The organism is Vibrio sp. V19_P1S1T109, assembly GCF_002241375.1.
Classification (GTDB): Bacteria; Pseudomonadota; Gammaproteobacteria; order Enterobacterales; family Vibrionaceae; genus Vibrio; species Vibrio anguillarum.
The window spans coordinates 1-22,519 of the sequence record NZ_NDIM01000034.1 but is presented as its reverse complement, the minus strand read 5'-3'; the positions used below and the strand labels follow the sequence as shown (position 1 = coordinate 22,519).

21 protein-coding genes and 3 tRNA genes are annotated in these 22,519 nt (G+C 45.4%); 8 read left to right on the top strand and 16 right to left on the bottom strand.

What is annotated here, in order from left to right; all coding sequences use genetic code 11:
* Window positions 1-93: 93 nt before the first annotated feature.
* The 6 genes from pilB to yacG all read left to right on the top strand — a co-directional run bounded on the left by pilB (window position 94) and on the right by yacG (window position 5,630).
* Window positions 94-1,782, top strand: a complete 1,689-nt coding sequence (gene pilB / locus B9J87_RS01965) for a type IV-A pilus assembly ATPase PilB (protein ID WP_094149263.1) — start codon at window positions 94-96, stop codon at window positions 1,780-1,782.
* 42 nt (window positions 1,783-1,824) lie between these two features.
* Complete coding sequence (locus tag B9J87_RS01960) at window positions 1,825-3,051, top strand: type II secretion system F family protein (protein WP_094149262.1); 1,227 nt, start codon at window positions 1,825-1,827, stop codon at window positions 3,049-3,051.
* 38 nt (window positions 3,052-3,089) lie between these two features.
* Entirely contained in the window at window positions 3,090-3,971 is an 882-nt protein-coding gene (locus B9J87_RS01955; RefSeq protein ID WP_013857687.1) for a prepilin peptidase, read from the top strand.
* Complete coding sequence (coaE, locus tag B9J87_RS01950; protein ID WP_094149261.1) at window positions 3,962-4,570, top strand: dephospho-CoA kinase; 609 nt, start codon at window positions 3,962-3,964, stop codon at window positions 4,568-4,570. The genes B9J87_RS01955 and coaE overlap by 10 nt, the downstream gene beginning before the upstream one ends.
* A 32-nt stretch (window positions 4,571-4,602) precedes the next feature.
* Window positions 4,603-5,343: a cell division protein ZapD gene (zapD, locus tag B9J87_RS01945; protein ID WP_013857689.1), complete on the top strand. Its 741-nt coding sequence runs from the start codon at window positions 4,603-4,605 to the stop codon at window positions 5,341-5,343.
* A gap of 89 nt (window positions 5,344-5,432) precedes the next feature.
* Entirely contained in the window at window positions 5,433-5,630 is a 198-nt protein-coding gene (yacG, locus tag B9J87_RS01940) for a DNA gyrase inhibitor YacG (protein WP_010319526.1), read from the top strand.
* Between the two features lie 69 nt (window positions 5,631-5,699).
* Here the strand turns inward: yacG and rplS are convergent, their stop codons facing one another.
* From rplS to ffh, 5 genes are all read right to left on the bottom strand, one after another.
* Window positions 5,700-6,053 (bottom strand): 50S ribosomal protein L19, encoded by a 354-nt coding sequence (gene rplS / locus B9J87_RS01935; RefSeq protein WP_010319525.1) that lies wholly within the window; start codon window positions 6,051-6,053, stop codon window positions 5,700-5,702.
* A 41-nt stretch (window positions 6,054-6,094) separates the two neighbouring features.
* Complete coding sequence (trmD, locus tag B9J87_RS01930; protein ID WP_010319524.1) at window positions 6,095-6,841, bottom strand: tRNA (guanosine(37)-N1)-methyltransferase TrmD; 747 nt, start codon at window positions 6,839-6,841, stop codon at window positions 6,095-6,097.
* A gap of 27 nt (window positions 6,842-6,868) precedes the next feature.
* Complete coding sequence (gene rimM, locus B9J87_RS01925) at window positions 6,869-7,423, bottom strand: ribosome maturation factor RimM (RefSeq protein ID WP_013857691.1); 555 nt, start codon at window positions 7,421-7,423, stop codon at window positions 6,869-6,871.
* A gap of 29 nt (window positions 7,424-7,452) precedes the next feature.
* Window positions 7,453-7,701 (bottom strand): 30S ribosomal protein S16, encoded by a 249-nt coding sequence (gene rpsP, locus B9J87_RS01920; protein WP_010319522.1) that lies wholly within the window; start codon window positions 7,699-7,701, stop codon window positions 7,453-7,455.
* A 214-nt stretch (window positions 7,702-7,915) separates the two neighbouring features.
* The gene (ffh, locus tag B9J87_RS01915) at window positions 7,916-9,298 is read right to left on the bottom strand and encodes a signal recognition particle protein (protein WP_019281904.1); all 1,383 of its coding nucleotides are present in this window, start codon (window positions 9,296-9,298) and stop codon (window positions 7,916-7,918) included.
* Window positions 9,299-9,603: 305 nt separating this feature from the next.
* Between ffh and B9J87_RS01910 the strand changes: the two genes are divergently transcribed.
* Window positions 9,604-10,398 (top strand): cytochrome C assembly family protein, encoded by a 795-nt coding sequence (locus B9J87_RS01910; protein WP_026027563.1) that lies wholly within the window; start codon window positions 9,604-9,606, stop codon window positions 10,396-10,398.
* A gap of 83 nt (window positions 10,399-10,481) precedes the next feature.
* Window positions 10,482-11,756, top strand: a complete 1,275-nt coding sequence (locus B9J87_RS01905; protein ID WP_017046996.1) for an HlyC/CorC family transporter — start codon at window positions 10,482-10,484, stop codon at window positions 11,754-11,756.
* Between the two features lie 83 nt (window positions 11,757-11,839).
* On the opposite strand, the gene luxS is transcribed toward B9J87_RS01905, so the two are convergent.
* The 11 genes from luxS to B9J87_RS01850 form a co-directional block, all read right to left on the bottom strand.
* Entirely contained in the window at window positions 11,840-12,358 is a 519-nt protein-coding gene (gene luxS, locus B9J87_RS01900; protein WP_010319518.1) for an S-ribosylhomocysteine lyase, read from the bottom strand.
* A 64-nt stretch (window positions 12,359-12,422) separates the two neighbouring features.
* Window positions 12,423-13,988 carry a glutamate--cysteine ligase gene (gene gshA / locus B9J87_RS01895; protein ID WP_026027564.1) on the bottom strand — a complete coding sequence of 522 codons (1,566 nt, stop codon included), beginning with the start codon at window positions 13,986-13,988 and terminating at the stop codon, window positions 12,423-12,425.
* 102 nt (window positions 13,989-14,090) lie between these two features.
* Window positions 14,091-16,946: a M16 family metallopeptidase gene (locus B9J87_RS01890; RefSeq protein ID WP_017045774.1), complete on the bottom strand. Its 2,856-nt coding sequence runs from the start codon at window positions 16,944-16,946 to the stop codon at window positions 14,091-14,093.
* 9 nt (window positions 16,947-16,955) lie between these two features.
* Window positions 16,956-17,417 carry a YqaA family protein gene (locus B9J87_RS01885; RefSeq protein WP_013857698.1) on the bottom strand — a complete coding sequence of 154 codons (462 nt, stop codon included), beginning with the start codon at window positions 17,415-17,417 and terminating at the stop codon, window positions 16,956-16,958.
* A complete protein-coding gene (locus B9J87_RS01880) occupies window positions 17,411-18,361 on the bottom strand; it encodes an NADP-dependent oxidoreductase (protein WP_017045772.1) in 951 nt (316 codons plus the stop codon). Before B9J87_RS01880 ends, B9J87_RS01885 begins: the two co-directional genes overlap by 7 nt.
* 117 nt (window positions 18,362-18,478) lie before the next feature.
* Window positions 18,479-19,609, bottom strand: a complete 1,131-nt coding sequence (locus B9J87_RS01875; RefSeq protein ID WP_013857700.1) for a sodium ion-translocating decarboxylase subunit beta — start codon at window positions 19,607-19,609, stop codon at window positions 18,479-18,481.
* Between the two features lie 9 nt (window positions 19,610-19,618).
* A complete protein-coding gene (gene oadA / locus B9J87_RS01870; RefSeq protein ID WP_094127980.1) occupies window positions 19,619-21,397 on the bottom strand; it encodes a sodium-extruding oxaloacetate decarboxylase subunit alpha in 1,779 nt (592 codons plus the stop codon).
* 30 nt (window positions 21,398-21,427) lie between these two features.
* Window positions 21,428-21,682 (bottom strand): oxaloacetate decarboxylase subunit gamma, encoded by a 255-nt coding sequence (locus B9J87_RS01865; RefSeq protein ID WP_038148642.1) that lies wholly within the window; start codon window positions 21,680-21,682, stop codon window positions 21,428-21,430.
* Window positions 21,683-22,055: 373 nt separating this feature from the next.
* Window positions 22,056-22,132: transfer RNA gene (locus B9J87_RS01860), tRNA-Arg, on the bottom strand.
* Between the two features lie 66 nt (window positions 22,133-22,198).
* Window positions 22,199-22,275: transfer RNA gene (locus tag B9J87_RS01855), tRNA-Arg, on the bottom strand.
* A gap of 36 nt (window positions 22,276-22,311) precedes the next feature.
* Window positions 22,312-22,388, bottom strand: a tRNA-Arg gene (locus B9J87_RS01850).
* Between the last annotated feature and the right edge of the window lie 131 nt (window positions 22,389-22,519).

Here is a 22,519-nt window from a genome sequence, read left to right as displayed (position 1 = left end):
GTACAAATTCAGGCTGGAAGTGCACGCATGATATTCCCAAAACATTATTGGAAAAAGATCTTAAAGGATGCTTAAGAGCGATTCCTTGATAAAATGCTAACCAACCTCCCTGCGATTCTGCGTCAGGCTCAGATATTGAGCCCGACGCAAGAACACGCAGTTATTGAACATATCAAAGCGTCTGGTGCGAGTGTGCCAGAAGCTTTGCTCGCTTTGGATTTTTTCCATCCTCATGATCTGACTGAGCAGTTAAGTACCCTTTTTGGCCTACCGGACACTGACTTAACCCGCTACGACTACCCACTGCTCTGCCAACAGCTTGGTTTGCGTGATCTCATCACCCGTTACCAAGCACTGCCGATTGCCAATAATGGCCAAACCCTGACCATCGCAGTTTCCGACCCGACCCATTTACAAGTGGAAGATGATTTTCGCTTTGCGACAGGCTTACAAGTCGAACTGGTTTTAGCCGACTACAAAGCGCTGCAAGCAGCCATCCGGCGCTTGTATGGCCGAACAATTCAAGGATCCTCTTCTTCAGGGAAAGAGATCAGCCAAGATGAACTGGCAAACTTAGTTAAGCTGTCTGATGATGAGATTCAATCGATTGAAGACCTCAGCCAAGATGACGCCCCAGTCAGTCGCTTTATTAACCAAATCCTGCTTGATGCGGTGCGAAAAGGCGCATCCGATATCCATTTCGAACCGTACGAAGCGCTTTACCGAGTACGATTGCGCTGTGATGGTATTTTGGTGGAAACGCAGCGTCCCTCAAGCAACTTAAGTCGCCGGCTTGCCGCGCGGCTTAAAATTTTATCCAAACTCGATATTGCCGAGCGGCGCTTACCACAAGATGGACGAATTAAACTGCGGTTGAATCAAGACACCGCCATCGATATGCGCGTTTCCAGCCTCCCTACTTTATGGGGTGAAAAAATCGTACTGCGCCTACTTGATAGCAGTGCTGCTAACTTAGATATCGACAAATTGGGTTATAACGACCAGCAAAAACAACTCTACTTAGCTGCGCTGAAAAAACCACAAGGGATGATTTTAATGACGGGCCCGACGGGCAGCGGAAAAACCGTCTCGCTCTATACGGGGCTACACATTTTAAATACTGCTGAAGTGAACATTTCTACCGCTGAAGATCCGGTTGAAATTAACTTATCCGGCATCAACCAAGTTCAAGTGCAGCCAAAAATTGGCTTTGGCTTTGCGCAAGCATTACGCTCCTTCTTACGGCAAGATCCCGACATTGTGATGGTTGGCGAAATCCGCGATTTAGAAACTGCCGAAATTGCCGTAAAAGCAGCACAAACCGGGCATTTAGTTCTTTCTACCTTGCATACTAACTCCGCCGCCGAAACGGTAATTCGCTTGAGTAATATGGGAATTGAAGCGTTTAACTTAGCCTCTTCACTCAGTTTAATTATTGCCCAGCGTTTAGCTCGTCGCCTTTGTCGGCACTGCAAAATTGCCGTCGTGCCCTCAATGCAGTTGCAGCAACATTTTCAGCTGCTAGCGACAGAAACCATTTATGAAGCGAACCCGCATGGTTGCAACGAATGCACAGGGGGCTATTCAGGTCGAGTCGGCATTTATGAAGTGATGGCGTTTAACCCACAGCTGGCCAAAGCGATTATGCAAAAAGCAAGCATTCATCAAATAGAGCAGATCGCGAAAGCCAACGGAATGCAGACACTACAAGAATCTGGCATTGAAAAGCTCAAAAACGGCGTAACCAGCTTCAAAGAGCTGCAACGCGTGCTCTATTTCTAACGCTTTGATCCCTCTTAGCTAGCCATTGAGTGACTCTATTGTATGAACACAAAAATCAAATCAGAACTCAAAAATTATCGTTGGAAAGGCATCAATAGTTCGGGCAAAAAAGTATCTGGCCAAACTCTCGCTTTAACCGAACTGGAAGTGCGTGACAAACTTAAAGAACAGCACATTCAGATCAAAAAAATCAAAAAAGGGGGCGTCTCTTTTATCACCCGCTTGACTCATCGCGTGAAGGCCAGAGACATCACCATTCTGACACGCCAATTGGCGACCATGCTGACCACGGGCGTGCCCATCGTGCAAGCCTTAAAACTGGTCGGAGATAACCATCGCAAAGCCGAAATGAAATCCATTTTGTCGCAAGTCACCAAAGGGGTTGAAGCCGGAACGCCAATTTCCAAAGCGATGCGTACCGCCAGCACCCATTTCGATACCTTGTATGTTGATCTCATTCACACAGGTGAACAGTCAGGTAACTTGGCTGAAGTGTTTGAGCGGCTAGCGACTTATCGAGAAAAAAGTGAACAACTGCGCGCTAAAGTCATTAAAGCGCTCATCTACCCAACCATGGTGGTGTTGGTCGCGTTAGGTGTTTCTTACTTAATGCTTACTATGGTGATCCCTGAGTTTGAAAGCATGTTCAAAGGATTCGGAGCCGAATTACCTTGGTTTACACAGCAAGTATTGAAACTCTCTCATTGGGTGCAAAGTTACAGTTTGTGGGTACTCATCATCATAATCCTCACCACAATGGCCGTGAAAGCAGTACGCCAAAAATCTTTTTTAATACGCTTAAAAACCAGCCGATTAGGATTAAAGTTTCCCATTCTTGGCGGGGTGATAGGCAAAGCCTCTATTGCTAAATTCAGTCGCACACTCGCCACCAGCTTTAGTGCAGGCATTCCGATTTTAGCCAGCTTAAAAACCACAGCCAAAACCGCTGGCAATGTCCATTTTGAGACGGCGATTAATGAGGTCTATCGTGATACGGCAGCCGGTATGCCAATGTATATTGCGATGCGTAATACCGAAGCCTTTCCCGAAATGGTGCTGCAAATGGTGATGATTGGTGAAGAATCAGGCCGATTGGATGACATGCTCAATAAAGTCGCCACCATTTACGAATTTGAAGTCGATAATACCGTCGATAACTTAGGCAAAATTCTCGAACCATTGATCATTGTCTTTTTGGGTACGGTGGTCGGCGGTTTAGTGGTGGCAATGTACTTGCCCATCTTTAACTTAATGAGTGTATTAGGATAGTATTAGCACTGCTAATCTTTTAATTATCGAGTCTGTGCATGGAAGTTTTTATTTATTACCCTTGGCTCTTTCCACTTTTTGCAGCGTTGTTTGGCTTAATCGTGGGGAGTTTTCTCAATGTGGTCATTTATCGTCTACCTAAAATCATGGAGCGAGAATGGCGACAAGAGTGCGCTGACTGCTTTCCCGAATATCACATTGCGCCACCGGAAGGGCAACTCACGCTCAGTGTCCCTCGTTCTAGCTGCCCACACTGTGATACGCCAATCCGTATTATTGACAATATTCCGCTACTCAGTTGGCTCTTTTTAAAAGGGAAATGTTCCCGTTGCCAAGGCCCGATCAGTGCACGCTATCCTTTGATTGAACTGCTCACTGCCAGTATGAGCTTTGTCGTGGCTAGCCACTTCGGTTTTAGTTATTTTTCACTAGCGCTATTGTTTTTCACTTTTGTGCTCATCGCGGCGACGTTTATCGATTTCGATACCATGCTATTACCCGACAAGCTGACACTGCCACTACTGTGGGCGGGCCTCAGCTTATCATTGATGCACATTAGCCCAGTCAGTTTGCAAGATGCGGTGATCGGCGCCATTGCTGGCTATCTGAGCTTATGGTCGGTCTATTGGCTGTTTAAACTCGTCACAGGCAAAGAAGGAATGGGTTATGGCGATTTCAAACTGCTGGCTGCTCTCGGCGCTTGGTTGGGCTGGCAATATCTGCCCATCATCATCCTCATGTCATCTGTGGTTGGCATTGTCTTTGGCCTAATTCAATTGCGCTTGCAAAAAAAAGGGATCGACAAAGCCTTTCCTTTTGGCCCCTATCTCGCCATTGCTGGCTGGCTAACCTTGCTGTGGGGTAACGATATTATGAGTTGGTATTTAGGTTCAATTATGGGGTTATCGTCATGGGGTTAGTGGTGGGTTTAACAGGCGGGATTGCCAGCGGAAAAAGCACCGTTGCTCATTTATTTCAGCAGCATTTCTCGATTGATGTCGTGGATGCTGACATCATCGCTCGAGAAGTCGTCGAACTAGGTAGTGAAGGATTAACGGCGATTTGCGCGCACTTTGGCCTCACCATATTAAAGCCCGATGGACAATTAGATCGCACCAAGTTAAGAGAAAAGATCTTTGCTGATGAGCAAGAAAAGGCTTGGCTTAATCAGCTTCTTCACCCAATGATCCGTGCAAAAATGATTGCTGATTTAGCAAAAACCACCTCGCCTTATGCTTTATTAGTTGTGCCATTATTGATAGAAAATAACCTACAAACCTTAGTCGATCGCATCTTAGTGGTTGATGTTGATCTAAAAACCCAAATCGCTCGCACTATGGCAAGAGACAAGGTATCAGAGCAACAAGTCCGTTCGATCTTAGCCGCTCAAGCGAGCCGTGAGCAAAGATTGCAATACGCTGACGATGTGATTAAAAATAGCGCAGAAAACCAAAAACTTTTGCCTCAAATCACAGAATTACACAAAAAGTATCTAGCCATATGCAGCCTAAGTCTGTAAGAATAACCCAGACCGGACCTAAGGCTAGCTAGATGACCACGCATAAGTTTGAACACCCACTGAACGAAAAAACTCGTATCTATTTAAGAGTCGAAGCGCTGCTTAACCAGTTGATGCATTCCGCTCAGTTTCGTGACGGTATTCAACACCAACTCTTCTTTCGTTCATTGTTTGATTTACTCGAAATCTTCGAACAGATCCAACTCAAAAGCGAGTTGGCTAAAGATATTGAAAAACAGCGTTTGAACTACCGTAGCTGGCTCAATGTGGATGGTGTTGATCAAGAAATGTTGCTATCGCTCCTTGAAGAGATCGACGAGGTGCATCGTAATTTAATGAGCGCTGAACGCTTTGGTCAATCACTCAAAGAAGATCGTTTCTTAAGCACGATTCGCCAACGTTTTAATTTACCGGGCGGGTCGTGCTGTTTTGACCTGCCAGCCCTGCACTACTGGCTACACATTCCGATAGAAAAGAAGACCCAAGATGCGCACCAATGGATGGAAACGCTGCGACCGTTATCAGATGCGTTGCAACTTTGGCTAAAGTTAACCCGCGAAACGGGCCATTTTAAAGCACGCCTAGCACGATTAGGTTTTTATCAAAGCGATGCCGAAGACGCTAATATCTTGCGCTTGTCGATCCCACTTGAGTATGGGGTATATCCCATGATCTCTGGCCATAAAAATCGCTTCGCGATTAAATTTATCGAATTCCAATCAGGCCAAGCAACAGGGCGCGATATCGAGTTTGATCTCGCCGTCTGCTGTTAATCAATTCCGCTTCAATTCCCGACTGACTCTTACTTTCCATTGCGTTAGGTAATACACTTACGCCTATCCATCGTTACTTGAAGTCCGTTATGTCAAAGAAAATTACCATTGTAAAATGCCCGCAGTGCAAAGCCGATGTCGAATGGGGAGAACAGAGCCCTTATCGTCCTTTTTGTTCCAAACAGTGTCAGATGATCGATTTTGGCGAGTGGGCCGATGAGGAAAAAAGTATTCCCGGTGCACCGGATATGTCAGACAGTGATGGTTGGTCAGAAGATCAATATTAGCGCACATATAAAAACAGGGGCCGATTGCTCGACCCCTGTTTATTACTATGAGAACGCTAGTTTATAGCATTACTTCTTAGCAAGTTTCTCTTTGATACGAGCTGACTTACCAGAACGCTCACGTAGGTAGTACAGTTTGGCACGACGTACTGCACCGCGGCGTTTAACTTCAATGCTATCAACCACTGGAGAGTGAGTTTGGAACGTACGCTCAACACCTTCACCGTTAGAGATCTTACGAACAGTGAATGCAGAGTGTAGGCCACGGTTACGGATTGCGATTACAACGCCTTCAAAAGCCTGTAGACGCTCACGATCACCTTCTTTTACCTTAACTTGAACAACAACAGTGTCACCTGGTGCGAATTTAGGTAGGCCTTGTTTCATTTGCTCTTCTTCAAGAGCCTTGATGATGTTACTCATTTTAAAAATTCCTAGAATAAACTGATACTAAATTAAATAGGTTACTGATGTATTTGAGTTTCTTTAATGAACTCAACCAGTAATAGTTCCTGTTCGTCAGTCAGAGCTAGGTTTTCCAGGAGCTCTGGCCTTCTATGCCAAGTTCGGCCCAACGACTGTTTCAGCCGCCAGCGACGAATATCCTCGTGATTACCGGATTTCAGTACCGCAGGTACTTCTTTTCCATCTAACACTTCAGGACGCGTATAGTGCGGGCAATCTAGCAAGCCATTTGCAAAAGAATCCTCTTCTGCTGATGCGAAATCTCCTAATACTCCCGGAACAAACCGAGAGACAGAATCAATCAACGTCATGGCTGGCAGTTCGCCGCCTGTCATCACAAAATCACCAATCGACCATTCTTCGTCAACTTCTGATTGGATGATACGCTCATCTACCCCTTCATAGCGTCCGCAAATAAGAACTAGGTTCTCATTTGTCGCCAGCTCTTCGACTCCTTTTTGGTCGAGTTTTCGACCTTGAGGAGAAAGGTAAATGACTTTCGTCTTTCCCGGTGCGGCTTGTTTTGCTGCATGAATGGCATCGCGCAAAGGCTGTACCATCATGAGCATTCCAGGACCACCACCGTAAGGTCTGTCATCGACGGTGCGATGTTTGTCATGAGTGAAATCTCGAGGATTCCAAGCTTCAATAGACAGCAAACCTTTTTTAACCGCTTGACCTGTTACTCCAAAATCAGTAACAGAACGGAACATTTCAGGAAATAGGCTTATAACGCCAACCCACATGTGTTCTCTCGCTCTGAAATTTTAGAGTTAGAATGCCGGATCCCAGTCAACTTCGATCCGTCGAGCTTCGCGATCAACATTCTTGATCACTTGCTCTTCAAGGTACGGTACCAACCGTTCCTTTTGGCCAAAAGCATCTTTCAAATTCGCTTTCACAACCAGAACATCGTTGGAGCCAGTTTCTAATAGGTCAGTGACCTCACCAAGGTTATACCCCTTGGTGGTAATAACTTGCATACCGAACAATTCACGCCAGTAGAATTCATCTGCTGACAATTCTGGTAATGATGCGGGATCAATAGCAATTTCAAAGTTGGTGAGTAGATGTGCGTCTTCTCGAACATCTAAACCTTCAAGTTTTACCACCATACTCTTACCATGGCGCTTCCAACTCTCTACTTTGTACTCGATCCACTGGCCTTTTTGGTTAATAAACCAAGGGCTGTAATCAAAAATACTTTCAGCTTCGTCTGTGTAGGAAAAAACTTTGAGCCAGCCACGAATGCCATAGGTAGCACCAAACTTGCCCATAACAATCTTTTCGTTTTCTTTGCTCATTGTTTCTTTACCTTTCATCGACATAAGCTAATGTTCTTCTATAAAAGTAAGAATTAAGCCGCTTTTTGAGCGTCTTTTACTAGCTTAGCTACGCGATCAGATAGAGATGCGCCTTGACCAACCCAATGGTTAACGCGATCTAGATCAACACGTAGGCCTTCTTCTTGGCCAGTAGCCGTAGGATTAAAGAAACCTACTTTCTCGATGAAACGGCCAGTTACTGCGTTACGGCTATCCGCAACTACGATTTGATAAAATGGACGCTTTTTAGCGCCGTGACGTGCCAAACGAATGGTTACCATGTCGTCCTCTTTGCTTTCTCAATAATAAAATTAACCCCAAAAACCATTTACGAAAAACAGTCTGGGGTCTCGTGCCAAAATAAAGCCTCGGAATTTTACTCTTATTCCGAGGCTTTGCAAGGGGTTTAGCTATTTTTTCACCAGCAGAAGCATTATGCTTTTGCAGTGATGAGCATCACGCTTTAGTAAATTTTAAGCATTGCAATGAGTTAGGTTAACGACCAAAGAAACCGCCGCCGCCCATGCCACCCATTCCGCCCATCATGCCTTGCATATTACGCATCATGCCTTTCATGCCACCTTTCTGCATTTTTTTCATCATTTTCTGCATTTGGGTGAACTGTTTCAGTAAGCGGTTAACATCTTGTACTTGGGTGCCAGAACCCGTCGCGATACGTTTTTTACGTGAACCTTTTATCATGTCTGGGTGCTGACGCTCGTGCATGGTCATCGAACAGATGATCGCTTCCATCTGCTTGAACATCTTATCATCGACCTTATCTTTCACGTTCGCTGGTAGGTTTGCCATGCCAGGCAATTTATCGAGCATGCCCATCATGCCGCCCATATTCTGCATTTGCCCGAGCTGTTCGCGGAAATCTTCTAAATCAAATCCTTTCTTTTCCTTGAATTTTTTAGCTAGGCGTTCTGCTTGCTCGTGATCAACATTACGTTGTAGATCTTCAATTAATGAGAGAACATCGCCCATTCCCAATATGCGTGATGCAATACGATCAGGATGGAAAGGCTCGAGCGCGTCAGTTTTTTCACCGACCCCTAAGAATTTAATCGGTTTACCGGTGATATGACGAACGGAAAGTGCGGCACCACCTCGAGCATCACCATCAACTTTGGTTAAGATAACCCCCGTTAACGGCAGCGCATCACCAAAGGCTTTTGCGGTGTTCGCGGCATCTTGCCCCGTCATGGCATCCACAACGAACAATGTTTCAATCGGATTAATCGCCGCATGCAGATCTTGGATCTCTGCCATCATCAGTTCATCAATAGCAAGACGGCCTGCAGTGTCGACAATCAGCACATCGAAGAATTTCTTCTTCGCATGGTCAATGGCCGCATTGGCGATATCAATCGGTTTTTGGTCGGCTGAAGAAGGAAAAAATTCAACGTCCAGATCGTTAGCTAGCGTTTCAAGCTGTTTTATCGCCGCTGGGCGATAAACGTCAGCCGAAACCACCAGTACTTTCTTTTTATCGCGTTCTTTAAGCAGCTTAGCAAGCTTACCAACACTGGTGGTTTTACCCGCCCCTTGTAAACCCGCCATTAAAATCACTGCTGGCGGCTGGGCTGCAAGGTTAAGCGCTTCGTTGGATTCGCCCATTACCGCTTCAAGCTGCGCTTGAACAATCTTGATGAACTCTTGTCCCGGTGTCAGCGATTTAGACACCTCAACACCCACTGCGCCCTCTTTAACGCGCGCGACAAAATCACGCACTACAGGCAGTGCAACGTCCGCTTCAAGCAGCGCCATGCGCACTTCGCGTAGGGTTTCTTTAATATTGTCTTCGGTGAGACGGCCTTTGCCGCTGATATTTTTCAGCGTCTTGGATAGTCGATCCGTTAAATTTTCAAACATCGTTGTCTCTTCGCTAGTTCGGCGATTAATTGGGGTCAGTATACCTTAGCCAATCTAATAGTCATACCCATTGACGCTTCGCGATAAGCGACTTAAACCCGTAAACGCAACATTGGGTCCCCAAAACAGGGGGGTCAAAAAGAGTTATCTCTGCGATTTATCGAATAAAAGCCTTCACCCTGTTAATTATTTGCACCATGACTTCAACTAAGGTGGGTATATGTCAAATCAATCGGTATCCAACGTAGCTCATTATCGTGATGCAAGGTATAATTCGCCAATTCAGCCACCATTTTGTAAGAAGTATGGAAAACTTAATCGCAATAGTCGCCACTATTTTGTATTTTTTATCCATAGCGACCATTATTCCAGGCTTAGTTAATCAAACTGGGATTCGTGCGCAGACAGTATTGTTCAGTTCAGCACTGGCGCTGGCTTTTCATGCGTGGTTACTGAGTGATTTAATCTTCAACGCTAATGGGCAAAACCTCAGTATGCTCAATGTGGCATCATTGATAAGCTTTATCATCTCACTGGTGATGAGCATTGCGATGTTAAAAACGCGATTGTGGTTTCTGTTGCCGGTGGTGTATAGCTTCGCCGCGATCAACGTCAGCGCCGCCTCATTTCTTCCCAGCATGTTCATGACTCACTTAGAAAACAATCCGCCACTGTTGTTGCATATTTCTCTAGCACTATTTTCGTATTCAACCCTTTCGATTGGCGCACTCTACGCTTTGCAATTGGCTTGGCTGGACTACAAGCTAAAGAAAAAGAAGATGCTAACCATCAACCCCAATTTGCCACCACTACTGATGGTAGAAAGGCAACTGTTTAAAATCATCTTGATAGGTAACGTATTACTTACTGGTACCTTGATTACTGGTTTTGATTTTGTCGGTGATATGTTTGCTCAAGGCAAAGCGCATAAAGGCATTTTGTCTTTCATTGCTTGGGTTGTCTATTCTGTATTGTTGTGGGGACATTACCGAAAAGGTTGGCGCGGTAGAAAAGTGACTTGGTTTGCTGTCGCTGGTGCAACCTTACTCACACTGGCCTACTTTGGTAGCCGTTTTGTAAAAGAAATCATTTTGAGCTAACTCAACACGTTTGATAGCGTATTGACACATTCATTTAATTAGATCATTACTTAATCACACTATTTATAAGGAAACACCACGTTTTGGACGACATTTCAACGGGTATATTGTTTGCACTACTCGCGGGTCTCATCGTAATTTCGGCTTATTTTTCAGGTTCAGAAACCGGCATGATGTCTTTGAACCGCTACCGCTTAAAGCACTTGGCCAATACTGGCCACAAAGGTGCAAAGCGTGTCGAAAAACTGCTTGATCGTCCAGATCGCCTCATTGGTTTGATCCTCATTGGCAACAACCTAGTCAATATTTTAGCTTCTGCAATTGCCACTATTATTGGTATGCGCCTTTATGGGGATCTAGGAGTGGCCATTGCCACTGGTGCGCTGACGTTGGTCGTTCTGGTTTTTGCTGAAGTGACGCCAAAAACATTAGCAGCGCTTTACCCTGAACGCGTCTCTTACGCCAGCAGCATCTTACTGACCTTCTTAATGAAGATATTGTCACCATTGGTGATGTTCATTAACTTCATCACCAATGGTTTCATCCGCTTACTAGGCCTTAAAGCCAAGCATGGGGCGGAGGATCATCTAAGCTCTGAAGAGTTGAGAACCGTCGTCAACGAAGCGGGTGGCCTTATTCCTCGTCGCCACCAAGATATGCTGCTTTCCATTCTCGATCTCGAACATGTCACGGTGAACGACATCATGATCCCACGTAACGAAATTACTGGTATCAATATTAACGATGATTGGAAATCTATCGTGCGTCAGTTAACTCACTCGCCACACGGACGCGTGGTGCTTTACCGAGACAAAATTGATGAAGCGGTGGGCATATTGCGCCTTCGTGATGCTTCTCGTTTGATGTTGGAAAAAAAAGAGTTCAATAAAGAGATGATTTTACGTGCCGCTGATGAAGTCTACTTCATCCCGGAAGGCACACCGCTCAACGTACAATTACTTAAATTCCAACGCAACAAAGAGCGGATTGGCCTGATCGTTGATGAATACGGTGATATCAATGGCTTGATCACTGTTGAAGATATTCTCGAAGAGATTGTGGGGGAATTCACAACCTCGATGGCACCAAGCTTAGCCGATGAAATTACACCACAAAGTGATGGCAGCTTCTTGATTGATGGCAGCGCAAATATCCGTGACATTAACAAAGGGCTGAAGTGGAAACTGCCAACGACGGGCCCAAGAACCTTAAACGGTTTACTTTTGGAGCACCTTGAAGATATTCCAAGTAGCCACTTAAGTGTCAAAGTTTCTGGCCATGCGATGGAGATTGTAGATGTAGAAGAAAACCGCATTAAGCAGGTTAAAGTCTTTCCACGCAAAACCAAAAAACATTAATCGCCAGTCACTGCATAAAAGAAAGAAAAAAAGCTTGGTCACTGCCAAGCTTTTTGTTTTTAAAGAGCCAGATCTGGCGATCTTTAATCCACTTTCAGCTCTTTGAGCATCGACTCAGGTAAAGCAAGCTCATCATTTTTATTCACCGCAATACCTGCTGTGATAATCGCTTGAGCAATCTCTTTAGCTTCTGTTAACGAGTGCATTGAGGCTGTACCACATTGGTATTCGTTTAGTTCAGGGATCTGATCTTGGCTCTCTACTTTTAGCACATCATGCATCGCCGCTAACCACGCTTGCGCCACTTGCGCTTCTGTTGGCGCGCCAATCAAACTCATGTAAAAACCTGTGCGGCAGCCCATAGGTGAGATGTCGATGATTTCTACATCATGACCATTTAAGTGCGCGCGCATAAAGCCAGCGTATAAATGCTCTAAAGTGTGGATCCCTTTTTCTGAAAGAATATCTTTGTTTGGGGCAGTAAAACGGAGATCAAATACGGTGATTGTATCCCCTTTAGGCGTCTGCATATTTTTTGCCACACGTACCGCAGGCGCATGCATACGAGTGTGATCTACAGTAAAACTGTCGAGTAATGGCATTGCTTTCTCCTTATTTGGCAAAGAGCGATGCTCTGCCTATCAATGTTAGATTATGATCGAGAGATCATTTTAGGTACGAAAAATAGCTTTCAAGAAATTCTTCAAAACTTTGAGTATCGTGTTGTTCTATCTGTTGCTGAGCGGCTCGAGAACGCAGCACTTCCTCTTCCATCACAGACTCAGAATAAGTTTGATAGTGATGTGCCAGGTTGGCTTGTCGGTATTCGGCTCCTAATGCACAACCCACCTTACCGAGCCCTCCAAACTGTTTAGTCTGTTCAAGTAGTTGGGCGGAAAAGGTTAATTCTGGATTATCAATCCACGAGCTTAGTTTCTCGCATACGGCTTGGTATGCGTTGCCACCACAAGCGCTATCCATTACTTGCGCTATTTTGCGTAAGTCATCGAATACATTATGCGCCCACGCTTGCAGCGTCAGTTTCTCTCCGCGACAGCCAATTTGTAACTCTAAACCCGGTTTACGACCTTCTAAAATCACTTTGTTCCAGTTATCTCGCCAACATGCCAGCTCACAATTGTCCATCGGATCTGAATCTGAAAGAGCTGTCCAAGTGAGGAACAGATCGAGAAAACGCACTTGATCTTCAGTAATACCAATCGGGCTAAACGGGTTTACGTCTAACGAACGCACTTCGATGTATTCGACTCCGCCTCTCTCTAACGCTTGTGACGGCTTTTCGTCATTTTTGGCCACACGCTTAGGACGGATCGGTGCATAGAGTTCGTTTTCTATCTGCAAAACATTGCTGTTGAGCTGACGATGTTCACCATCGACATACACGCCTAGTTCTGCAAACTCTTTTGATGGAGTGCGGATCGCCTGATTCAACCCTTCTAGATATTGATCCAAGCTATTAAAACCAATTTGCAAGCCACTTTGCGCGCTATTGGTATAACCTAAATCACTGAGGCGCAACGAGGTAGCATGAGGCAAATAAAGCGTTTTACCAATATTTTCAAATGGCAGATGGCTTTCACGTCCGCGCACAAACGATGAACATAACGCAGGTGATGCGCCAAAGAAATAGGGAATAAGCCAGCCAAAACGGTAGTAATTACGAATCACACCAAAATAGGCTTCCGATTTTGTCTCAGTACGCTGGGATTCAGTTTGCTCGCCATGCAAGGCATCCCAAAATGATTCTGGAAATGAAAAATTGAAATGTACGCCAGAAATGATCTGCATTAAGCTGCCGTAACGACGCTTTAAGCCTTCTCGATAAAGGGTTTTCATTTTACCCGTATTCGATGAACCATATTGCGCCAGTTCGATATCATCTTCGCTGCCAACATAACAAGGCATAGAAAGCGGCCACATCTTTTCGTCACCCAATTTGGTTTGAGCAAAATGGTGAATATCCGCCAGTTGTGAGAGTAAAGTCGGCACGTCATGAGAGACTGGTGTAATAAATTCAAGCAATGACTCCGCAAAATCAGTGGTGATCCAACGGTTGGTTAATGCGCTGCCGAGTGCTTCTGGATGAGGAGTCAGAGCTAACGAGCCTTCTGGGGTATAGCGTAACGTTTCACGCTCAACGCCTCGGCCAAACTGCTTAAACACTTCTGATTTTTTAGTGACTTGTTCAAGTCGTGCGGCAAAATTAGTCAAAATAATGATTCGCTTATAGGTGAATGATCCGAATGAAAGCGGCTCTAACTCAGCAAGAGAGTAGAATGGAGGCAAACAATCTGCCCCCTATAAATGTGTACTCTAGCGGATGATTTCAAGCTCTTCTACGGGAATATCTAATTTTTCAAGTTGTGGCTTCAACGTTTTCGCATCACCCACCACGATAATTTGATACTCTTGTGGTGCAAACCATTTAGCGGCGAGTTTATTGAGCGTTGATTTTTTTACGTTTTCTACCAGTTCATTTCGTTGCTGTAGGTAATCTTCATCCAAACTATAGGTCAAAATATTACTAAGCAACTGCGCTTTTTGTGATGGTGTTTCATACGTCAGTGCATCTTGTTGGCCGACAGCAAGGCGCATAAATTTTAGCTCTTGGTCGGTTAAGCCACTTTGACTGAATGTTGCCATCTCTTTTTCTATTTCAACGATTGAAGCTACTGTGGCATCAGCACGCACTTGAGCATTGAAAACAATAGCGCCCACTTCTCGATTGCTCGCGAAATAACTCCCAGCACCATAGGTGTAGCCTTTATCTTCACGCAAATTCTGATTAATGCGGCTGTTAAAGTTGCCCGCTAAATTGAAGTTAGCCAGTTGGCTGAGAAAAAGCTCGCCAGTGGCATCGAAAGGCAACCCTTTTCGCACAAAACGGACGATGCTCTGCGGCGCATCAGGCTTATCAACCAGATATATCTTCCGCTCTGTCAGTGAGTTCACCACTTGGGGACGTAACAAAGGAGAAGCTTCACCACGCCACTGCCCTAAAAAGGTTAACTGTTTAGCGACCTCTTTTTTGGAAATGTCGCCAACGACAACGATTTGCGTACCATGTGGCGTGTAATGTTTCGCATAAAAGCGTTTTACATCTTCTAATGTTAAATCGTTTAGTGATTGTTCAGTGCCTTCACTTGAACGCGCAAAAATAGAGTTGCCAAACAGTACTTGACGAGTAGCTTGTGAAGCAAGCCATCCCGGTGTTTGATGCTGATAAACCAACCCTTCCAGCATCTGCTGCTTCAGCCGTGTAAAATCACTCTCTTTGAAAGCAGGATGAAATAAAACTTCTTCAACCACATCCAATGTTGCTGCAACATTCTTCTTCAAACTAGAGACCATAATACTGGTCGAATACTCATTGGCAGTAACACTGATAGTCGAACCTAACGTGTCGAGTTGAGCTTGAATGGCTTCCACTGAGCGTCGAGTTGAACCTTCTTCAAGTAGCGCCGCGGTTAAATTAGCTAACCCTTCTTTGCCACGCGCGGCATGTCGCTCTCCTGCTGGTAAATTGATATTAATTAGCACGGTCGGCGTTTCGCTGGTTTGTGTGGCTAATAACTCAATACCGTTATCAAAATAGAGTTCATACAGTGTCGGCATTTGTGCTTTCACACCTTTTGCCACAGAAGGCATGATTGAGCGATCAAATTGATCTTCAACCTGGCGATAAGCCAATTGATCTTCGGTTATCGTTTGATGCTCGGGCAGCACTCTTTTAGGTGGTACGAAATTAGCTTTTTGAACGGCAAGATCGGCTTTATGTTTAGGCACAACACTTAAGGTAACCTTATGTTGATGAGCAATGAAGCGATGATAAGCCTGTTGAATTGACTCTGGGGTGACCGCATGAATCTGAGCTAATTGTTGCTCTAGGCGATCAGGCTGCCCATAAAACGTTTCGTTGGACGCAAGCTGCGTCACTTTTCCAGATACGCTTTGCAGCGCAAATACCGCATTCGCTTCCGCCATACCGGTAATTTGATCAAGTCGACTCTGATCTACCCCTTGCTGTTCAAACTGACTGAGTGTTTGCATTAACTCTCGATACAAGGGAGCAAGTTGAGCCTTTTCACCCGAAGGGGCCATGGCATAAACATAGAAGGTACAAGCCAATTCGGCGCAATCTTGGAATGCACCCGCATTGACGGCTTTTTGAGTTTTGACTAACGCTTGGTAGAGATAACTATTGGTACCGCTGCCTAACACTTTGGCAAGCGCATCTAACGAGGCTTGGCTTTGAGCACCGCGATATTCTGTCGGCCAGCCCACCACAACCATGGGTTGCTGAATGCGATCTTCCAAGGTAATGAAACGATCTTGCGCCAACTGGGCCGGCTGTTTAGGTGCGTTATCAACGGCTGGGCCTGCCGGTATGGTGCCAAAATATTGATTAACCCATTCAAGTGTTTGCTGAACATCAATATCGCCACCAATGGTCAGCACCGCATTATTCGGCCCATACCAACGTAAGAAAAACGCTTTAAGATCGTTGACGTCCACTCGGTCAAGATCTTCTACATAACCAATGGTTTGCCATGAATAAGGGTGTCCTTCGGCATACATCGCCTCCGCCATTTTTTCCCACATCAAGCCATAGGGGCGGTTGTCGTAGTTTTGTGCGCGTTCGTTTTTTACTGTGTCACGTTGGATCTCAAATTTACGTTGAGAAACCGCGTTGAGTAAAAATCCCATCCGATCAGATTCGAGCCACAACACTTTTTCTAGCTGATTTGAAGGCACGGTTTGGTAATAATTAGTACGGTCACGGTTGGTACTCCCATTCATGGTTCCTCCCGCTTCGGTGATCAAACGAAAATGTTCTTGATCGCCAACGTGCTCCGTTCCTTGAAACATCATGTGTTCAAAGAAATGAGCAAACCCTGATTTTCCAACCTCTTCACGTGCCGAACCCACATGATAAGTGACATCGACATGCACTAAAGGATCTGAGTGATCCGGTGAGAGCACGACAGTAAGACCATTATCGAGCTGATATTTTGCATAAGGGATCATCACTTTTTCTGGTTGAGCATCCACTTGCTCAATCAGCGTAACCCCTTTCGGTAATGATGAAAAAAAAGCGATAGGTGCGACCGTTGATGAACAGCCATAAATGGCAATAAGAGAAAGGGCACCTAGCCAAATTTTTCTCATAACAGCTCCTTAGAAAAAACCATAGAATACAGCGGCAAGCATGATGTAACGCAGTGCTTTGCCGATCAAAATAATGACAAAAGTAGGTAAAAATTTCATGCGTAGCCAACCTGCGGCCAAACAAAGCACATCACCCACCACAGGTAGCCAACTAAATAAGAGAGCCCAATAACCATATTTATTGAGCCAAGCTAACGCTTTATGACCGTGCTTTTCGCTTTCAGTTCGATTAGGCAACCAGATACCGAGCCAATAGTTGGTCAGACCGCCGAGGGTATTGCCAGCGCTTGCAACGGCGATAACCCAAAATACGGGAAATTGATTCAGACTTAATGTGGCGAATAAACTCGCTTCTGAGCTTCCCGGTAATAAGGTAGCACTGAGAAAACCACTAAAAAAAAGCACCCACAGAGCAGAGCCAGCAAACCAATACGAGAGCGGTTCCAAATAGGTGCTAAAAATGTCTAACATTTCATATCAAGAAGAACTTTGCCTCGAGTATGGCCTGTTTCAATCTGTTGATGAGCCGCAGCCACTTCCGCCATCGGATAAACAGCTTGAATTTCCGTTTTCAATAAGCCAACGCTGACCATATAAAGCATGGTATCAAGCTGTTCAGGATTAGGATCAACTAACATGCCTGTGGCTTCAAAACCAAGTAATTTTGCTTTTTCACAAATAAGCTCAGCACTTAGAGTCGGAACAGTAACGACACGCGCATGATCTTTCAAGCATTTCAAAGCGTCGAGAGCCGCATCACCCCCGACTAAATCAATCAGCACATCCACTTCTTCTAAACGCTGTGAAGCAGGAGCAAAATTGTAATTAATGGCATGAGCACCAAGAGTCGCTAAATAATCCAAATTTTGTTCGCTGCACGTGGTATACACTTCGGCTTTTGCTGCTAAAGCAATTTGTACCGCTAAGTGCCCGACACCACCGGCGCCCGCGAGGATCAATACGCGATCCCCCTCTTTCACTTGCGCTTTATTTAGGGCTTGCGCCGCCGTTTGCCCTGCCAGTGGCAGCACTGCTGCTGCTTCTAAGGTCACAGCATCAGGAACAAGGCTGAGTTCACTTTCTGCCACACACAAATATTGGCTGTAACCGCCACCACGCAACGGAAACCCAACAAAGCCCGCCACATTATCTCCAATTTGAAAGCGGCGATTATCTTCCCCCACCTCAACAACTTGTCCAGAAATATCGTAACCTGGCACCCATGGCAGCTTATCTTTGTTTTGCGCTGCAGCCCACCCCAGACCCGCCCGAGTTTTTACATCAATAGGGTTTACACCAGCAAAAGCCACTTTCACTAACACTTCGCCAGCTTTAGGTTGAGGAACGTCACTGGTTTGAATAACGAGCACCTCTGGTCCACCAAACTCAGTAATTGCGATCTGTTTATTATCCATGTCAAACTTCCCTATTGATAAAAAGAAAGGGATGCCTCAGCATCCCTTTGAATATATACCATTTTATTGCTTCTAGTTAATCTTTAGCTCGCAAAATAACCATCAGCTCGTCTAGGCTTAGCCAACAAGAGCAAGCAAAACACCTGCTGCAACAGCAGAGCCCAGTACACCTGCTACATTTGGCCCCATGGCGTGCATCAGTAAGAAGTTCTGTGGATTAGCTTCAAGCCCCACTTTGTTCACTACTCGCGCCGCCATCGGTACCGCAGACACACCTGCAGCGCCAATAAGAGGATTAATATCCTCTTTCGAGAATTTATTAAGCACTTTCGCCATCAACACACCACCAGCCGTACCAATACTGAAAGCAATAGCACCGAGCGCCAAAATACCTAATGTTTCCAAGTTCAAAAACTTATCAGCCTGCAGTTTAGAACCAACGCCTAAGCCTAAGAAGATAGTAACGATGTTGATCAGTTCATTTTGCGCTGTCTTGGATAGACGCTCAACCACACCCGATTCACGCATTAAATTACCTAGACAGAACATACCCACTAATGGCGTTGCTGACGGTAAAAATAGAATCGTCATCAATAGCACCGCCAAAGGAAACAGTATTTTTTCTGTCTTCCCAACGTGGCGTAGCTGAGCCATTTTGATTTTTCGCTCTTCAGGTGTTGTAAGTGCCTTCATAATCGGTGGCTGAATGATAGGAACTAATGCCATATAGCTATAAGCCGCCACAGCGATTGCACCTAATAAATCCGGCGATAATTTACTGGCAAGGAAAATAGCGGTTGGGCCATCGGCTCCACCAATGATGGCGATGGACGCAGCATCGGCCATGGTAAATTCCATACCCGGTACATAGTTGAGTAATATCGCACCAAACAGGGTGGCGAAAATACCAAACTGAGCGGCCGCACCTAGCCATAACGTTTTAGGGTTTGCAATCAACGCCCCGAAATCGGTCATCGCGCCCACGCCCATAAAAATCAGCAGTGGAAAAACGCCCGTCTCAATACCAACATGATAAACGTAATAAAGCAGACCGCCGGGTTCGGTAAAACCCGCATTCGGAATATTCGCTAAAATCGCACCAAAGCCGATCGGCAATAACAGCAGTGGCTCAAAGCCTTTGCGAATAGCCAAAAACAGCAGTAAACAACCGACCAAAATCATGCAGATTTGGCCTAGCTGAAAATTAGCGATCCCTGTTTCAGACCATAAGGTCAGTAATCCGTCCATGGTTCTCCCTTACGCTAAGCTCAGCAATGGTGCACCAACAGTCACAGCATCACCCTCTTTGACATGAAGATCTTGAACAATACCGCCACGTGCCGCACGGATCTCGGTTTCCATCTTCATCGCTTCCAGAATCACTAACACATCCCCTTCTAACACCTCAGAACCAGCTTGAACATTCACTTTAAAAATGTTGCCAGCGAGTGGTGAAGGAACGGCTTCTGCATTGTTACTTGCTGGCACGCTTGGTGACTGTGCTGCTTGAGACTGGCTGGCAGAAATCGAGCTAAGCTGGCCTTGAGGCCCCACTTCAACCGTGTAAATTTGCCCATCCACTTTAACACTGTAGGTTTCAATACCACCTTTTGTCACAACGGTAGCAGGTGTAGGTTTGGCTGACTCCAAGGTTGGCGCAGGCTCAAATGCATCCGGATTGTGACGATTTTTCAAGAACTTCAAACCGACTTGTGGGAACAATGCGTAAGTCAGAACATCATCCACCGTATCTGCCGCTAATGAAATTCCCTCTGCTTTTGCCTTTTCGAGCAATTCAGTGGTCAACACGGCCATTTCTGCATCCAACAAATCGGCTGGACGGCAAGTGATCGGCGTAAGATTACCCAACACCTTGGCTTGCAACTCAATATTCACTGGCGCAGGCGTTGCACCGTATTCACCTTTTAATACCCCTGCAGTTTCTTTCGTGATGCTCTTATAGCGCTCACCAGTAAGGACGTTGATCACCGCTTGTGTTCCCACGATTTGAGATGTTGGAGTCACAAGGGGAATGAAACCTAAATCTTTTCGCACACGAGGGATCTCTTCAAGAACCTCATCAAGGCGATCGGCCGCTCCTTGTTCTTTTAGTTGACCTTCCATATTAGTCAACATACCACCAGGAACCTGCGCAATAAGAATACGAGAATCGACACCTTTTAACTGCCCTTCCCATTTAGCGTATTTCTTACGCACTTCACGAAAATAAGTGGCAATCGGTTCAAGCTGTGTCAGGCTCAGACCCGTATCACGCTCGGTTCCTTCAAGCATAGCGACCACTGTTTCGGTTGGTGTGTGCCCGTAAGTTTGGCTCATTGACGAGATAGCGGTATCCAAAATATCGATACCAGCCTCTACCGCTTTAACGGCTGTTGCCGCTGAAAGACCAGTCGTTGCATGGCTGTGCAGCGCTAAAGGCACGGCACAAGAGGATTTAATGCGGGTGATCAGATCTTCAGCTTCATACGGCTTGAGCAACCCAGACATATCTTTAATACACAAAGAGTGGCAGCCGAGATCTTCCAACCGCTTGGCAAGATCAACCCAAGTATCTGAATTATGAACAGGGCTAGTGGTGTAAGACAGTGTGCCCTGCGCGTGTGCGCCAACATCAATTGTCGCTTTGACCGCTTTTTCAAAATTGCGAACATCATTCATCGCATCAAAAATACGGAAAACATCCATACCATTCGCGTGAGCTCGTTCGACAAACTTTTCAACAACATCGTCAGCATAGTGGCGATAGCCTAGTAAATTCTGGCCGCGTAGCAACATTTGCATTGGGGTATTGGGCATCGCTTGCTTAAGCGAACGTAAACGCTCCCATGGATCTTCACCGAGAAAACGGATACAAGCATCAAACGTTGCTCCTCCCCAAGTTTCCAGTGACCAATAACCGATCTTATCGAGCTCTGCTGCAATAGGCAGCATGTCTTCGATACGCATGCGCGTGGCAAATAGTGACTGATGGGCATCACGAAGGACCACATCCGTAATAGCTAGTGGTTTAGACATGCTCATAAACTCCTTTTCATCCTTTCTATGCTATTTAGCTAATGCGCGGTGCTGATGCACTGCTGCAGAAATTGCCGCCACAATTTGCGGGCTCACAGCTGAAGGGGTTGGTTGAACTTTTCGATGTTGAATCGGCGCTGCGATCGGTTGTGGTACTTCTTCAGGTACCAAGGTTGACATTAACCGAACGAGATAAACGAGAATAGTTAGAAAAATAAAGACTACAGCCATCCCCGTAATCATAAGGGTGGCGGCGTCAACTAATAGGCTTCCAATAGTAGTCATGTTGCTTCCTTTCTGTGTCATCCTGACAACAATTGCTACGCATTTTTACAAATGCGATCTTGGCAAGTGGACTAGGATTATCTCGATTGGTTAATAATTGTCAATTTTGTTTAAGGGACTCTTGTAGATAACACACAAAATCGGCGAACAATTACTCACACAAATCACAAAACTCTGAATTTTCTCTATTAAGAAGGGCATTTAACTAGCCAATATGGCTACGTTAATCAAAAAATGATGCAGATACTGAGAGGAAGTTAAAACATTGCAGATTAACAAGATAAAACAAATAGTTGCCATTTTCAATTTAACAAAATAGCAACAAAAAACCAACATAAAAAAAGCCCCGCACAATGCGAGGCTTCTTAATAAATGGCGCGCTCAGGAGGATTCGAACCTCCGACCGCCTGGTTCGTAGCCAGGTACTCTATCCAGCTGAGCTATGAGCGCGCAAAGTTTTGATATTAATCAGCGATAATCGTTAACAATATCAGGGTCAATGACCCTTTGAATAAGTGGCGCGTCCTGGAGGATTCGAACCTCCGACCGCCTGGTTCGTAGCCAGGTACTCTATCCAGCTGAGCTAAGGACGCGCAGAGTTAATGACAGTATCACTAACTTTAAATAAGTGGCGCGCTCAGGAGGATTCGAACCTCCGACCGCCTGGTTCGTAGCCAGGTACTCTATCCAGCTGAGCTATGAGCGCGCAAAGTTTTGATATTAATTAGCGATAATCGCTAACAGTATCAGGGGCAATGACCCTTTGAATAAGTGGCGCGTCCTGGAGGATTCGAACCTCCGACCGCCTGGTTCGTAGCCAGGTACTCTATCCAGCTG

Excerpts from the sequence above, each read along its gene's own strand:
- coaE (WP_094149261.1), top strand. The coding sequence starts at position 3,962 with ATGGGGTTAGTGGTGGGTTTAACAGGCGGGATTGCCAGCGGAAAAAGC.
- B9J87_RS01880 (WP_017045772.1), bottom strand. The coding sequence starts at position 18,361 with ATGGATAATAAACAGATCGCAATTACTGAGTTTGGTGGACCAGAGGTG.
- rimM (WP_013857691.1), bottom strand. The coding sequence starts at position 7,423 with ATGTCGATGAAAGGTAAAGAAACAATGAGCAAAGAAAACGAAAAGATT.
- B9J87_RS01865 (WP_038148642.1), bottom strand. The coding sequence starts at position 21,682 with ATGACTACTATTGGAAGCCTATTAGTTGACGCCGCCACCCTTATGATT.
- yacG (WP_010319526.1), top strand. The coding sequence starts at position 5,433 with ATGTCAAAGAAAATTACCATTGTAAAATGCCCGCAGTGCAAAGCCGAT.
- rpsP (WP_010319522.1), bottom strand. The coding sequence starts at position 7,701 with ATGGTAACCATTCGTTTGGCACGTCACGGCGCTAAAAAGCGTCCATTT.
- B9J87_RS01875 (WP_013857700.1), bottom strand. The coding sequence starts at position 19,609 with ATGGACGGATTACTGACCTTATGGTCTGAAACAGGGATCGCTAATTTT.
- ffh (WP_019281904.1), bottom strand. The coding sequence starts at position 9,298 with ATGTTTGAAAATTTAACGGATCGACTATCCAAGACGCTGAAAAATATC.
- trmD (WP_010319524.1), bottom strand. The coding sequence starts at position 6,841 with ATGTGGGTTGGCGTTATAAGCCTATTTCCTGAAATGTTCCGTTCTGTT.
- pilB (WP_094149263.1), top strand. The coding sequence starts at position 94 with ATGCTAACCAACCTCCCTGCGATTCTGCGTCAGGCTCAGATATTGAGC.
- B9J87_RS01885 (WP_013857698.1), bottom strand. The coding sequence starts at position 17,417 with ATGTTAGACATTTTTAGCACCTATTTGGAACCGCTCTCGTATTGGTTT.
- rplS (WP_010319525.1), bottom strand. The coding sequence starts at position 6,053 with ATGAGTAACATCATCAAGGCTCTTGAAGAAGAGCAAATGAAACAAGGC.
- oadA (WP_094127980.1), bottom strand. The coding sequence starts at position 21,397 with ATGTCTAAACCACTAGCTATTACGGATGTGGTCCTTCGTGATGCCCAT.
- B9J87_RS01890 (WP_017045774.1), bottom strand. The coding sequence starts at position 16,946 with ATGAGAAAAATTTGGCTAGGTGCCCTTTCTCTTATTGCCATTTATGGC.
- zapD (WP_013857689.1), top strand. The coding sequence starts at position 4,603 with ATGACCACGCATAAGTTTGAACACCCACTGAACGAAAAAACTCGTATC.
- luxS (WP_010319518.1), bottom strand. The coding sequence starts at position 12,358 with ATGCCATTACTCGACAGTTTTACTGTAGATCACACTCGTATGCATGCG.
- B9J87_RS01910 (WP_026027563.1), top strand. The coding sequence starts at position 9,604 with ATGGAAAACTTAATCGCAATAGTCGCCACTATTTTGTATTTTTTATCC.
- B9J87_RS01955 (WP_013857687.1), top strand. The coding sequence starts at position 3,090 with ATGGAAGTTTTTATTTATTACCCTTGGCTCTTTCCACTTTTTGCAGCG.
- B9J87_RS01960 (WP_094149262.1), top strand. The coding sequence starts at position 1,825 with ATGAACACAAAAATCAAATCAGAACTCAAAAATTATCGTTGGAAAGGC.